Source organism: Hallella bergensis DSM 17361 (assembly GCF_000160535.1).
Lineage (GTDB): Bacteria > Bacteroidota > Bacteroidia > Bacteroidales > Bacteroidaceae > Prevotella > Prevotella bergensis.
This window is the reverse complement of record NZ_GG704780.1, coordinates 99,105-113,504: the sequence shown is the minus strand read 5'-3', so window position 1 is coordinate 113,504 and position 14,400 is coordinate 99,105. Positions and strand designations below refer to the sequence as shown.

The 14,400-nt window shown below is 53.2% G+C and carries 8 protein-coding genes; all 8 read left to right on the top strand.

What is annotated here, in order from left to right:
• The first annotated feature begins 32 nt into the window (after positions 1-32).
• The 8 genes from HMPREF0645_RS00450 (at position 33) to HMPREF0645_RS00415 (ending at position 14,312) form a co-directional block, all read left to right on the top strand.
• Positions 33-2,996 carry a PD-(D/E)XK nuclease family protein gene (locus HMPREF0645_RS00450; protein WP_007172806.1) on the top strand — a complete coding sequence of 988 codons (2,964 nt, stop codon included), beginning with the start codon at positions 33-35 and terminating at the stop codon, positions 2,994-2,996.
• A 113-nt stretch (positions 2,997-3,109) separates the two neighbouring features.
• A complete protein-coding gene (locus HMPREF0645_RS00445) occupies positions 3,110-5,662 on the top strand; it encodes an ATP-dependent Clp protease ATP-binding subunit (RefSeq protein WP_007172805.1) in 2,553 nt (850 codons plus the stop codon).
• 633 nt (positions 5,663-6,295) lie between these two features.
• Positions 6,296-6,862 (top strand): L-threonylcarbamoyladenylate synthase, encoded by a 567-nt coding sequence (locus HMPREF0645_RS00440; RefSeq protein WP_007172804.1) that lies wholly within the window; start codon positions 6,296-6,298, stop codon positions 6,860-6,862.
• 85 nt (positions 6,863-6,947) lie between these two features.
• The gene (locus HMPREF0645_RS00435) at positions 6,948-8,669 is read left to right on the top strand and encodes a chloride channel protein (protein WP_083793787.1); all 1,722 of its coding nucleotides are present in this window, start codon (positions 6,948-6,950) and stop codon (positions 8,667-8,669) included.
• A 29-nt stretch (positions 8,670-8,698) separates the two neighbouring features.
• Complete coding sequence (locus HMPREF0645_RS00430) at positions 8,699-11,329, top strand: hypothetical protein (RefSeq protein WP_007172802.1); 2,631 nt, start codon at positions 8,699-8,701, stop codon at positions 11,327-11,329.
• A 71-nt stretch (positions 11,330-11,400) separates the two neighbouring features.
• A complete protein-coding gene (locus HMPREF0645_RS00425; RefSeq protein WP_044123098.1) occupies positions 11,401-12,072 on the top strand; it encodes a LysE family translocator in 672 nt (223 codons plus the stop codon).
• Positions 12,073-12,149: 77 nt separating this feature from the next.
• Positions 12,150-12,695 carry a DUF4924 family protein gene (locus HMPREF0645_RS00420; RefSeq protein WP_007172800.1) on the top strand — a complete coding sequence of 182 codons (546 nt, stop codon included), beginning with the start codon at positions 12,150-12,152 and terminating at the stop codon, positions 12,693-12,695.
• Between the two features lie 30 nt (positions 12,696-12,725).
• A complete protein-coding gene (locus HMPREF0645_RS00415; RefSeq protein WP_007172799.1) occupies positions 12,726-14,312 on the top strand; it encodes a peptide chain release factor 3 in 1,587 nt (528 codons plus the stop codon).
• The last annotated feature ends 88 nt before the right edge of the window (positions 14,313-14,400 follow it).

Sequence of the window (14,400 nt, the reverse complement as noted above, 5' to 3'; positions counted from 1 at the left end):
ACAATGAGGTCTGTAAAATAAAGGAAAAAAGAATGACGAAATCATTTCTGCAACATGTGGCCAAGGATATTTTGGCTAAACATCCCGAGGGGTTGAGCGACGTGGCGATCGTGTTTCCGAACAAACGCGCCTCGCTGTTCCTCAACCAAGCGCTCTACGAAGAGGCCGGACGACCGCTGTGGAGCCCTGCCTACATCACCATCAGCGACCTCTTTCGCCAGCACTCCGAATGGAGCGTGCCCGACCAAATACTCCTTGTCTTCAAGCTCTACAACACCTTCTGCCACGTTACCGGAAGCGACGAGCCGCTTGATCACTTCTATTCGTGGGGGCAATTGCTGCTGGCCGACTTCGACGATTTAGACAAAAATATGGCCGATGCCGACAAACTGTTCATCAATTTAGAGGCTTGGCAGGAGATGAAAGACTTCTCCTTCCTGAGTGAAGCGCAACGCGAAAGCTTGGAAAACTTCTTTGGCAAGATGTTCGACAATACCGAGATGCAGCGCCGTTTCAACGACACTTGGAGACATCTGGCCGAGATTTACCACTGCTTCAGGCAGGAACTCCAAACCGAGAAAATGGCCTACGAGGGGATGTTATACCGGCAAGTGGCTGAAACCAAGCATATAGAGTTCCGCTACAAACATTATATTTTCATCGGTTTCAACCTGTTGCAAAAGGTCGAGCAGCAGTTGTTCCGCCGCCTCAAGGCTGAGGGGCGCGCCGAATTCTATTGGGATTACGACAAATATTATATCCACAACAACAGCGAAGCCGGCAAGTATATATCAGGCTATCTTGATAAATTCCCCAACGAACTGTCGCCAACCCGCATCTCCGGAGACCTGTCACACGATGCGGTTTACGACAATATGTCAGCCCCGAAAGACGTGACCTATATCTCTGCACCCACGGAAAACATCCAAGCGAGATACGTTAGCGAATGGCTGAAGCAGGGTGACCGCATCAAAGACGGCAGTCGCACGGCTATCGTGCTGGGCAACGAAAGCCTGTTGGAGACCGTGATTCACTGCCTGCCCGAGGAGGTGGACAATGTAAACATCACCACCGGCTATCCCTTAGCATCATCACCGGTCAGCACCCTGGTTAACGTGCTGCTGAACTTACAACTGCGGGGGAGGGTGGAAAACACCGACAAATACAGGCTGAAATACATCAACCAAGTGTTGAGACACCCCTATGCAAAATATATTTCGGATGACTGCGCCTTGCTTTTGAACGAACTGAACACCCACAAGCACTACTTTCCCACCCGCACACTGCTGACCGGAGAGTACGACGAGGCCATGGCCGACCTGTTTGCCGATGTGAAAGAAGATAACGGCAAGCTGCCTGTGCTGTCGTGGATCGCGGGCATTCTGAAGCGCATTGGCGTGGGCTCGAGGGAGGAGAAAAACCCTTTGATGCACGAGTCGGTATTTAGAATGTACACGCTCATCAACCGTTTGGACGACATCATGATTGCAACCACGGAGAATGCAGGGCTGTCTTATGGGAATATTGATGAGGAGAGCGGAAGGCAGATCGTATCGGTCGCCATCTTGCAACGGCTCCTGACCCAAGTGATACAAAGCACCACAATTCCCTTTCATGGCGAGCCGCTGCTGGGAATCCAGGTGATGGGCGTGCTCGAGACGCGCAACTTGGACTTCGACCATGTGCTGCTGCTGTCGTGCAACGAGGGCAATCTGCCCAAGAGCGTGAACGACGCATCGTTTATTCCCCATTCCCTCCGCGCAGGATACGAACTCACCACCGTGGAAAACAAGGTGGCCATCTATGCCTATTACTTCTATTCGCTGTTGCAACGCGCCGAAGACATTACCCTCACCTACAACAATTCCACCGATGAGGGACAGCGAGGAGAGATGAGTCGCTTTATGTTACAGTTCATGGTGGAGAACGCAGACAGGCAGCATATCAGCTTCAAGACCTTGCAGTCGGGGCAGAGTGTCACCCTAATCCGGCGTCGCCCCATCGAGAAGAATGCCATCATCAGGCAGCAACTCGACTCGATCGACCGTCTTTCACCATCAGCAATCAATCGCTATCTGCGCTGTCAGCTTCAGTTTTATTACAACACCGTGTGCCATCTGCGGGAGGAATCCAACGACGACGAAGATGAAATAGACAACGTGACCTTTGGCAATATCTTTCACCGATCGGCCGAATTGACTTATCTTGACCTGTCCGCCCACTACACCAAGCCCGTCACCTCGGGGGGCATCGACACCTTTCTGAAAGACAAATCCATACTCGACAGGCACATAGACCAAGCCTTTCGGGAAATCCTATTCAAGGTAAACGACAGTAGGTTCTCACCCCAATACAACGGCTTGCAGCGACTCAACAAGAAGGTGGTAAGGCTGTATTTGGAACGCCTCCTGACCTTGGACAAACAGCTTACACCCTTTGACATCCTGACATTAGAGGGAAGTTTTTATGACAACCTGACATTTGAGGTACAGGGTAAACAGCGCACGCTCCGTGTGGGTGGACAGATCGACCGTTTGGACAGAATACAGATGGACGGACAACCGGTGATTCGGGTGGTGGACTACAAGACCGGCCGACCCTTGTCCTCCTTGCCCTCGACGGTCGAAGACATCTTCGAGCCCCAGTATATCGACACCAAGCACACGGCCTATTACCTGCAGGCCTTTCTCTATGCCGGCATCATCCGCCACGGAAAAGAGGCTCGAAAGTCGGTCAACCCGGAACAACTGCCCGTGTCGCCGGCCCTGTTCTTTATCCGGCAAACGGCTTCCGACAACTACAATCCCACCCTTTCGTTCAGCGTGGGGAGGGGCAAACGCGAAATGATCCATGACATCGACACCCGCTACGACGAGTTCATTCAGGCCCTGCAAAACCTCATGGGCAGCATTTTCGATCCCGATCAGAGCTTTCTACCCACCGAGGACGGCACGCGATGCATCAGTTGTCCCTACAAGAATATCTGCGGACTGTAACCCCACCCACGCCCAAGGACATGGGCCGTTATGACCACACACGCCGATGTTTGGCACGGTAGTTGCTGGTTATATAGCACATTCAATAGGATAAAACCCAGAAAGGATAAAACATGACCAGTCAATTTTCACCCAAAGTATCAGAAATACTTGCTTTCAGCAGAGAGGAGGCAACTCGTCTGGCCAGCAGTTTTGTTGGGCCGGAGCATCTCCTGCTCGGTATCCTCAGGGAGAAAGGCGGCCCGGTGACAGACCTCCTCAACCGTTTGGAACTCGATATTTCACATATTAAATACGCATTGGAAGAGCGCGTGCGCACCGACCAGGGTGCCACACCGATACATCCAAGCGAAGTCGTCCTCAACGACAAAGCCAACAATATCTTGAAGTTGGCCGTTCTCGAGGCGCGCATTCAGCACACCCAAATCGTAGATGTACAGCACTTGTTGCTCGCCATCCTCCACGACCAAGTGAGCAACGGCGCCAAGGAGGTGTTGGAGGACAACAACTTGGACTACGCGAAAGCCATTCAGCATTTACAGAAAAAGCCCATGACCGACGGTCTGGGACTGCCCGATGAGGACGAGGAAGAGCTTGAAGAACACACGCCGTTCAGCGGCAAAGGTGGGAACGTGCGACTCGCCCGCACCTCCGCACAGCCACAAGGCAAGAGCGACACCCCCTTCCTCGACAACTTCTCGACCGACCTCACACGTGCGGCGACCGAAGGAAAACTCGATCCGGTCGTGGGTCGCGAAAAGGAAATCCAGCGCGTAACCGAAATTCTATGCCGACGCAAGAAGAACAACCCTATATTAATAGGTGAACCCGGAGTCGGCAAAAGTGCCATCGTGGAGGGACTGGCACAGCTCATCTCGAAACGCCTCACATCCCCCGTGCTCTTCAATCGCCGCGTGGTGAGCCTCGACATGACCGCCATTGTGGCAGGAACCAAGTACAGAGGCCAGTTTGAGGAGCGCATTCGGGCGCTGCTGAAAGAGTTAGAGCAAAACCCCGACATCATTGTCTTTATCGACGAGATACACACACTGATCGGCGCAGGCTCCACTCCGGGCAGCATGGATGCAGCCAACATCATGAAGCCGGCCTTGGCCCGCGGCACCATCCAGTGCATCGGAGCCACCACCCTGGATGAGTTTCGCAACTCCATCGAGAAAGACGGCGCACTGGAACGGCGCTTCCAAAAGGTGCTGGTAGAGCCCACGACAAGCGAGCAAACCCTTCGTATTCTGCAGAATATCAAGGAGCGATACGAAGAACATCACCACGTAGACTATACCGACGAGGCCCTCAAGGCCTGCGTCAAGCTCACCGAACGATATATCACCGACCGGTTCTTCCCCGACAAAGCCATCGATGCGCTCGACGAGGTGGGGTCTCGCGTGCACCTGCAACACGCAGAAGTGCCACAGGAAATCACCGACATGGAGAAGCAAATCGAGGAAGTGAAGGTGAAAAAACAGCAGGCCGTGAGCAACCAGAACTTTGAACTGGCTGCAGGGTTCCGCGACAAGCAAACCAAGCTGGAGCAGGAACTTGACGACATGCAGCGCCGATGGCAGCAGGGCGATGCCGAGTCGAGACAGACCGTGACCGACAAAGAAGTGGCCGATGTGGTCTCCATGATGACGGGTGTGCCCGTACAGCGCATGGCCGAGGCCGAGGGAGAGCGACTTAGAAACATGGGAAGCACACTCAAGGAGAGCGTGATCGGACAAGACCAGGCCATCGACAAGATGGTCAAGGCCATCCAGCGCAACCGCATCGGACTGAAAGCGCCCAACCGCCCCATCGGTGCATTCATGTTGCTTGGCCCGACCGGTGTGGGAAAAACATACCTCACCAAAAAACTTGCAGAAGTCATGTTCGGATCAGAAGATGCCTTGATACGCATCGACATGAGCGAATACACCGAAGGCTTCAACGCCTCGCGACTCATTGGAGCCCCTCCGGGATACGTGGGCTACGAGGAGGGCGGACAGCTCACCGAGCAGGTGCGCCGACACCCCTACTCCATCGTGCTGCTCGATGAGATTGAGAAGGCACACGGCAACATTTTCAACCTGTTGCTCCAGGCGCTCGACGAAGGTAGGCTGACCGACGGCAATGGCCGCACCGTGGACTTCCGCAACACCGTTATCGTTATGACTTCGAATGCCGGAACACGCCAACTCAAGGAGTTCAGCCGAGGCGTGGGATTCAATGCCGGCGGCATATCCAATGCCACCAACATGGACGAAAAGGACAAGGAATATGCACGCTCGATTATCCAAAAGAGTCTGAGCAAGCAGTTCTCGCCCGAGTTCCTCAACCGCTTGGACGAGATCATCACCTTCGACCAGCTCGGACTGGATGCCATCAAGAAGATCATCGACATCGAACTCCGCGGACTCTACAAGCGCATCGGCGATTTGGGCTACACGGTTCAGCTCACAGACAAGGCCAAAGAGTTTGTGGCCACCAAGGGCTACGATATTCAGTTTGGTGCCCGCCCGTTGAAACGAGCCATCCAAACCTATATTGAGGACGGCATTTGCGAGCGCATCCTCTCCGGAAAGGTTAAACCGGGAGACACCATCTCGATTGGAAAGGTTCCGGGAAAAGACGAGCTAAGCTTTAAAACCGGAACCCAGCAACCAGCTTAAGGAGAGGTTCAGGCGCACTCGCCGACACCACGGCCATGAGCCGTAACACCAACACGGTCTGCACACAACCCCGTCAGGGAATGTGTACAGACCGTTTTTTCATACCGCTGCGGACTGTCCCCGTCGTCTGCCTCATTCGTTTGAAACATCCTGACAAAACCTTCTCCAAATTTCGCGTATTTCAAAACAAATGATCGGTCGAGCCAAATACGCGAAATTTGACGCTATTTTATATCCGTCTGTTTTTCAGAAACTTATACTCGCCACCGCTTTTCCGTCTCTCAGCCAACGCTTTTTTGCCCTGCCATCAAGGCCTGATCGCCAGGTGAAAGAGCCCCAATCGCAACCCGACTAAAGCTTTGTCGCCCCGCCACGAGGCCGTTCTCGCATGGCCATTAGGGTTCAACGGCGGCACCTTGTGGCTTATATCGTTTTAAAACCGAGTTTTTCCCAAGAAAACATGGCGCATTATTTTCTGGAGCAAAGAAAATTCGACATCCCGAAAAAGTGAAGTTTTTTTGACACTTCGCAAACCTTACACCCCATTCGACAGGGTTGCTCCATGCAAAAAACACGGCAAAGATTTTGGAGGAATCGAAAGAATGATTATCTTTGCGTATATTTAGTAAAGAGATGACACGGGAAGAAGATATTAAAAATGCCGTCGAAGTATTGAAGCAAGGCGGCGTTATTCTGTACCCCACCGACACCGTATGGGGCATTGGCTGTGATGCCACGAATACAGAGGCAGTGGCAAAAGTATATAGGATTAAGAAGCGCGACGATTCCAAGGCACTCATATGCTTGGTCGATTCGGATGCACGCCTGCAGCGCTATGTGCGCAACGTGCCGGCCATAGCGTGGGACCTGCTGGACGTTGCCGACAAGCCCACCACCGTGATTCTCGACGGAGCCGTGAACCTGGCTCCCAACCTCATTGCAGAAGACGGAAGCATTGCCCTACGCATCACGAGTGAGCCTTTTTCCAAGGAGTTGTGCTACCGTTTCCAGAAAGCCTTGGTGAGCACCAGCGCAAACATCAGCGGCGAGCCGCCCGCACAAAACTACAAGGATATCTCGGAGGAGTTGCTCAACAGTGTGGACTATGTTTGCTATTCGCGCCGCAACGAGCACAAGCCCCATACCCCAAGCTCCATCATCAAGCTTGGCCCGTCGGGCGAAGTTACCGTCATCCGGTAACCCCACGTAGCGACTTTAGACCAACAACGACAACGTGATTAGAAAACTTATAGTCTGGACCAACCGGAATCTGACCGACAAGCAGATGACCTGCATCCTCGCCTTTATCATTGGCATATTGGCGGCGGTGGCGGCATATTTGCTTCACGCACTGATACACCTCATCCAGCGCCTCATCACCCACGGAGCCTTCGTCGAGCAAGTCAACTGGCTCTATCTTGTCGTTCCGGTTGTGGGCATCTATCTCACATCGCTCTTTATCAAATATGTCGTGCGCGACAACATTTCGCACGGCATCACACGCGTGCTCTACGCCATATCCACCAAGAACTCGCTCATCCGCGTTCACAACACGTGGACTTCGCTGGTGGCATCGGCCATTACCATTGGTTGCGGAGGGTCGGTGGGAGCCGAGGCTCCGATCGTGCTCACCGGGTCGGCCATCGGTTCCAACCTGGGTCGGCTCTTTAAGCTGAATCGCCGCACGGTCATGGTGCTCGTGGGCTGCGGCGCAGCGGCAGCCATTGCCGGAATATTCCAGGCTCCCATCGCCGGGTTGGTGTTCACGCTCGAGGTGCTCATGATCGACCTCACCATGGGTTCGCTCGTCCCGATACTCATTGCCAGCATCACGGCGCACATTTTCTCATACCTATTCAACGGCTCCTCCGCCCTGTTCTCCTTTCAGTTGGACAGTGCCTGGAGCGTGGATCGCGTGCCCGGCACCATACTCCTGGGCGTTTTCTGCGGACTGATGAGCCTATACTTCATACGCATGATGACCTTCTGCGAGGACAAGTTTGCCCAGATGAAGAAGCGCCCGTACAACAAGCTGTTCATCGGCGGACTGGTGCTGAGTTCGCTCATCTTCCTCTTCCCCTCGCTCTATGGCGAGGGCTACAACTCGATCTCCATCTTCATGGAAGGAAAAACCGAGGCCGACTGGAGCCAGGTGATGAACGGATCGCTGTTCTACGGCCACCCGGAGTTGCTGCTTGTCTATATTGCCTTGGTGATGCTCACCAAGATTATTGCCACCTCGTCGACCAACGGAGCCGGCGGTTGCGGCGGTACATTTGCCCCCTCGCTGTTTGTTGGCAGTTTTGCCGGCTTCCTGTTTGCCCGCCTATGGAACCAGGAGCAGTTTGGCGTCTACCTGCCCGAAAAGAACTTCACACTGCTGGGCATGGCCGGCGTGATGTCGGGGGTGATGCATGCCCCGCTCACCGGCATATTCCTCATTGCCGAAATCACCGGTGGGTATGCCCTCTTTGTACCCCTGATCATCGTCTCGGTGGTCAGCGTCATGGTGATCAGCATCTTCGAACCCCACGGCATCTATGCCATGCGACTTGCACGACAGGGGCGGCTGCTCACCCACCACACCGACCGGAGCGTGCTCACGCTGATGAGCATGGACTCGGTTATCGAGAAGGAAGTGACCTGCGTGCCGCCTGACATGACCATGGGCCGGCTCATCAACGTACTCTCCAGCAGCAGCAATATGCTCATTCCTGTGGTCGACGATGACAAGCGGCTGCTCGGAATGATAGACATTAACAAAATCAGGCACCTCGTTTTCCGACCCGAACTCTACCACCGATTCCACGTCAACCAGCTCATGTCACCCGTGCCGACGATTCTCTTCGACAACGAACCCATGGACGAGGTGATGACAAAATTTGACAAGACCAACGCAGAAATTCTGCCCGTGGTCGACATCAACAACCGCCTGAAAGGCTATATCACCAAAAACCGACTCTACAGAACCTACAGGCAGATGGTGGCCGACTTCTCGGCCGAATAGCGTTATTTACTCCTGTTCTCCCCCATTGCATGATAAAGAACTCAACATACCTGTTCCTTACCGTGGCCGTTTGGCTTGCCACCTTGTCAACGCGTGCCCTGCCTCGCCAAGGTCACGACACCATTCCGGCCATGACGCTGGTGCCGGCAACGGCAATCCATGGCAATCCGACCGAAGTCGACCTGCCCAGTCCCACCGAAGGCACGGTGACCGGCGAGTTCGTGGGCGAAGATGCTATGAAAGCCGACCTGCTACAGATGCTGGCCAACTTCATGACCTATGTGAAAAACAACTTCCTGCCCGACGCAGGCACAAACCGTGTAGGTGAAGCCTGCGGTGCGTTTCGCAGCGAGAACACCATGGGCAGCGGCGAACGCGGCGTGCGTCCCATTGCCGACTTGTCAATGGTCTGCGCGTTTCTGGCCAAGCACGGACCGGGTAAGGTGACGCTGCCTGCGGGCGTGACCTGGGCCGACGTGGAGTCGATGGCCATGAAATCGCTCGTCTATTCCTACTCCACCCACAAAGCCAACAAGCTCAAGGCGTGCGGCGACAACAAGTATTGGGGGTCGGTCTCCGTTGCCGACCACGTCTGGGAAAGTTCGCTCTGGGCAATGTCGGTGGCCTATTCAGCCTTCTTCCAATGGCACAAGTTGAGTGCAGCACAGAAGGGATACATCAGGACTATGCTGAAGGCGGAGTGCAACTACGAGTTGGAGCGAACCATTCCCACCGGTTTCGAAGGCGACACCAAGGCCGAGGAAAACGGCTGGGAAGCTTGTGTGCTGGCTGCCACACTCGGTCTTTTTCCCGACGACACGCTGGCACCGCAGTGGTTCGACCGCCTGCGCGCATTCGCCATCAACAGCCATTCGCAGAAAGACGATGCCAACGACAGCACTGTGATCGACCCCGACTACGACACAAAAACCATTGCCGACTACTATGTGGGGCAAAACCTGTACGACGACTTCACGCTCCGCAACCACGACTTCTTCCACACCAGCTACCAGAATGTGGTGATTCAGGAACTCGGCGAGGCCGCACTGGCACTCAGACTCTTCCAGCAGGGCATTCACGGCGCGGAGCGATGGAAGACCAATGCCCTAATGCACAACAACGATCGCGTGATGAACGACGTGCTGAAGTGGCTCGCCCTGGCCGACGGCGAACTGGCCATGCCCAACGGCAACGACTGGAGTTTGTTTCTGTATGACCAGATAACCTCGTACACCACCAATGCCTGCTTCCTGCGAGATGCCGATGCGCTGATGCTGGAAAACATGGCCTACAAGATGATTAAGGCTCGCCAGACCACCACGTCAGACGGCTCGTGGCTGCTCCGGCCCGACGTGGGAGCACGTCGTATGGGTGTGCAGGCTCATCGGGTGATGATGACATGGCTCATGCACGAGGCCATGCCTACCGACAAACTCAACCCCACTGCATGGGAGGACTTCAACAAGCGGTATGCCGAAGCCAAGCTGTTTCGCTCGCAGAATGTGGTGCGCGCGGCGACAAAAGACCGCTTCACCTGCTTCTCATGGAGCAAGGGCAAGCACAGCTACACGGGATATATCGCAGCCAATAGTCCGGATCGCAACAAGATTATCGTGCCCTATCGCGAAGGCAACACCGGGAATTTTATCGGAAGCTATGAGGTGAAAGGCAGGAAAACCAACGCCGTGCCTGTGGTGAGCGGACTCTACGACCTGCGCGGCAACAGTTACACCATGAACGGGGAACTCAACACCAACGACTCTGCGCTCAACAACCGCTTTGCCATCTACTCCACCACGGGCAATGCCGTGGTGTATCTCGACTATGTGAGGGCCAACATCGACGCCGAGATTGTGAAAGAAAAAGGTGGATTGATGGCCATCAGCACGGACGAACTGACCAAAACCAAGCGCACCTTATATTATAATGGTACGCATACGCAGCTCGATGGCAGCAGGTTTGTCAAGCTAAAGGGCAACTATGTGAACATTGACAACGCCATGGGCATCGTTGTTGGCGATGCCAAGCAGATTGGCTTTGGCGACAAAGCGAACAACAACTCTGTGATGACGTCGAAAGTTTATCCGTCCTATAGTGACCAAAGCCGGAATTATGAAAGCGGCGAGGTAGTGGACAGGCGTAGCATCGTCTACTACAGCAACATCGATGCGCTCACCACGCAAGCCATGGCGCGACAACTCATCGTGCTGGGGCATGCCGTGCCCGAGGGCTGGAACGGCGTCATTGCGCCCGATCCCGACGGCACACATCACCTGCTCCTGTCCAACTTTGCGGGTGTTGGATCGTGCACGCTGCACGACGTGGCCTGTCCGGCAGGCGCTCCGGTGTTCACCGTTCCGACCCAAATCAGCAACGGCAAGGCCACCGCAACCTTCGCCATGGAGCAGAACCACTCGGTGGGCAACACCCTGAAATTCTTCCTCACGGGCGACAACATCGTGGCCGTGCAGGATAAAGCCGACCCGACCACGATCTGCATCACGGCCATCAAGAAAACCAAAGCAGTCATCAAGGCCATAACCAACCACGGCACGATGGCCCGAAAGGCCAAGATTGCAGCCAGAAAAACCATCAAGGTAACGCTTCGAGGGACAAAGATTCGCATTTCCAAATGCCCGGGAACAACGTTGAATTCGTAGCGGCATAAGCATATTTTATTCTTATAAAGATGCAAGTTACAAAGGTTTTTTGTAACTTTGCAAGCAATATTATGCCGTTTCCGATTCAAATAGACATCATGGAACTCATCCTCAAGGGGATGCTCATTGGGATTATTGCATCTGCCCCGATGGGACCCGTGGGCGTGCTGTGCATCCGGCGCACCTTGAACAAAGGGCGGTGGTATGGCTTTGTAACCGGTGTGGGAGCCAGCGTGAGCGACATTATCTATGCCATGATTACGGGCTTGGGCATGAGTTTTGTCATGGACCTCATCACCAACCCCACCAATAAGTTCTGGTTGCAGATCAGTGGCAGCGTGGTTCTGTTGGTCTTTGGCCTGTATTGCTGGAAAAGCAAGCCCAAAAGCAACATACATCCAAGCAGCAAAAATGGCAAGGGGTCGCTTATTCACAATGGCATCACAGCCTTCTTGGTGACGTTTTCAAACCCCCTGATCATCTTTTTGTTTATGGCATCGTTCGCCCAGTTTGCCTTTGTTATCCCCAATCATCCCGTGGAGATGACCTTGGGATATGCCAGTATCGTGGCCGGCGCATTGGTTTGGTGGTATGGACTGACATGGCTGGTGGACAAAGTGCATAATAAATTTGATGAGAATGGTATCCAAATGATCAACAAGATTATTGGTTCGGTCGTGATATTATTCTCTTTGGTTGTGCTCATCGGTACGGTGTTCAACCTCTATACCATTCAATATTAGCACTCCAAAACAAAACAGGCTGGTGTCAGCCAGAATAAACAACAGAGGAAGCACGGGTATAAAACACTACCAGAATTATGTTTGTAGCAAAAGAATTACGCAAGACATCCATCGCAGAATACCTGCTCTACATGTGGCAGATGGAGGATTTGATCCGCGCATACGGCCTTTCGCTGTCAAAGATTCGCAATGAGTATATCAGCAAGTTTGAATATACCGACGAACAAAAGGAAGAAGAGACCGACTGGTTTGGCAGCCTCATCCGCATGATGAACGAAGAAGGGCGCAGGGAGAACGGGCATTTGCAAATCAATAAGATTGTTTTGCAGGACCTGGCCGACCTTCACAACCAGCTGCTGGCCTCTTCCAAGTTCCCGTTTTATCATGCCGAATACTACAAGGTTCTGCCGTTTATCGTGGAATTGCGCAACAAAGGCGACAAGGATATCAACGAGATCGAGACCTGTTTCAACGCCCTCTACGGTGTCATTCTGCTCAAACTGCAGCAAAAGGACATTTCGGACGACACCAGTCGGGCCGTGAAAGAAATAACAACCTTGATTGGAATGTTAAGCGATTATTATGTCAAGAACCGAGACGAAGGGCTGGACTTCGGTGATTAACGATTCTTGAGGAATACTTCTTAAATAAAAATGAACGAAACAAACCGCAGGCGAACATTCGCCATTATATCGCACCCGGACGCCGGAAAAACCACACTGACGGAGAAATTCCTACTCTTTGGTGGGCAAATTCAAGTGGCCGGAGCTGTGAAAAGCAATAAAATCAGGAAAACAGCAACATCAGACTGGATGGACATCGAGAAGCAACGTGGCATCTCGGTAACCACATCGGTCATGGAATTCGACTATCTGCCGGAGGGCCACGAAGGCAAACCGTATAAAATTAACATCCTCGACACCCCCGGACACCAGGACTTTGCAGAAGACACTTACCGCACATTGACAGCCGTAGACTCCGTTATCATCGTGGTAGACTCGGCCAAAGGCGTGGAGATGCAAACACGAAAGCTCATGGAGGTGTGTCGGATGAGGAATACGCCCGTTATTATTTTCATTAACAAGATGGACCGTGAGGGACGCGACCCCTTTGACGTTCTTGACGAATTGGAGCAGGAACTGCAAATCCATGTACGCCCACTCTCGTGGCCAATCGGGCAAGGACAGAAGTTCAAGGGTGTCTATAACATCTACGAGCAACAACTCAACCTCTTCACGCCCAACAAGCAACGTGTTTCGGAAAAGGTGGAAACGGACATCAATTCGAACGACCTGCCCAAACATGTAGGCGAGAGTGGAGCCTCCCAGTTGCGTGAAGATCTTGAGCTAATAGACGGGGTGTACCCTGAATTTGACGTGAAAGAGTATCTCGCTGGCACCACAGCACCTGTGTTTTTCGGTTCGGCGCTCAACAATTTTGGTGTCCAGGAACTACTCGACTGCTTCGTTGAGATAGCCCCCAGTCCCCAACCCACTCAGGCTGAAGAGCGTATGGTGGAGCCGTCAGAGCCGAAGTTCACCGGCTTTGTCTTCAAGATTACGGCCAATATCGACCCCAACCACCGCAGTTGCATCGCCTTTTGCAAGGTGTGTTCGGGCAAATTTGTACGCAACCAGCCTTACAGACACATCCGCTTGGACAAGACTGTGCGCTTCTCTTCGCCCACGCAATTCATGGCTCAACGCAAGAGCACAGTGGACACAGCTTATCCCGGGGACATCATAGGACTGCCCGACACCGGTATTTTTAAAATTGGAGACACGCTCACCGAAGGCGAAGATCTGCACTTCCGCGGCCTTCCTTCGTTTTCACCGGAGCTTTTCAAATACATCGAGAACGAGGATCCCATGAAGTCCAAGCAGTTTTTCAAGGGATTGGAGCAGCTCATGAACGAGGGCGTGGCACAGTTGTTTGTCAACCAGTTCAACGGACGCCGCATCGTTGGCACGGTGGGACAACTGCAATTCGAAGTTATTCAATACAGGCTGGAGCATGAATACAATGCGAAATGCCGCTGGGAACCGGTGCATCTCTACAAGGCTTGCTGGATCGAAGCTGACTCTGCGGAGGATCTTGAGAACTTCAAGAAGCGCAAATATCAGTACATTGCCAAGGACATTGAAGACCGCGACGTGTTCCTGGCCGACTCCGGATATATGCTGAGCATGGCTCAACAAGATTTTAAAGGAATCAAGTTCCACTTCACCAGTGAGTTTTAGGACTCCACCAACCCTACATTTTTAACAGCAATCCCCTGACGAAACCATGCATTTCGTCAGGGGATTGCCTGTTCAGACAAGCCCGTAG

Coding starts and splice junctions, on each gene's coding strand:
- HMPREF0645_RS00450 (WP_007172806.1), top strand. CDS start 33: ATGACGAAATCATTTCTGCAACATGTGGCCAAGGATATTTTGGCTAAA.
- HMPREF0645_RS00445 (WP_007172805.1), top strand. CDS start 3,110: ATGACCAGTCAATTTTCACCCAAAGTATCAGAAATACTTGCTTTCAGC.
- HMPREF0645_RS00440 (WP_007172804.1), top strand. CDS start 6,296: ATGACACGGGAAGAAGATATTAAAAATGCCGTCGAAGTATTGAAGCAA.
- HMPREF0645_RS00435 (WP_083793787.1), top strand. CDS start 6,948: ATGACCTGCATCCTCGCCTTTATCATTGGCATATTGGCGGCGGTGGCG.
- HMPREF0645_RS00430 (WP_007172802.1), top strand. CDS start 8,699: ATGATAAAGAACTCAACATACCTGTTCCTTACCGTGGCCGTTTGGCTT.
- HMPREF0645_RS00425 (WP_044123098.1), top strand. CDS start 11,401: ATGCCGTTTCCGATTCAAATAGACATCATGGAACTCATCCTCAAGGGG.
- HMPREF0645_RS00420 (WP_007172800.1), top strand. CDS start 12,150: ATGTTTGTAGCAAAAGAATTACGCAAGACATCCATCGCAGAATACCTG.
- HMPREF0645_RS00415 (WP_007172799.1), top strand. CDS start 12,726: ATGAACGAAACAAACCGCAGGCGAACATTCGCCATTATATCGCACCCG.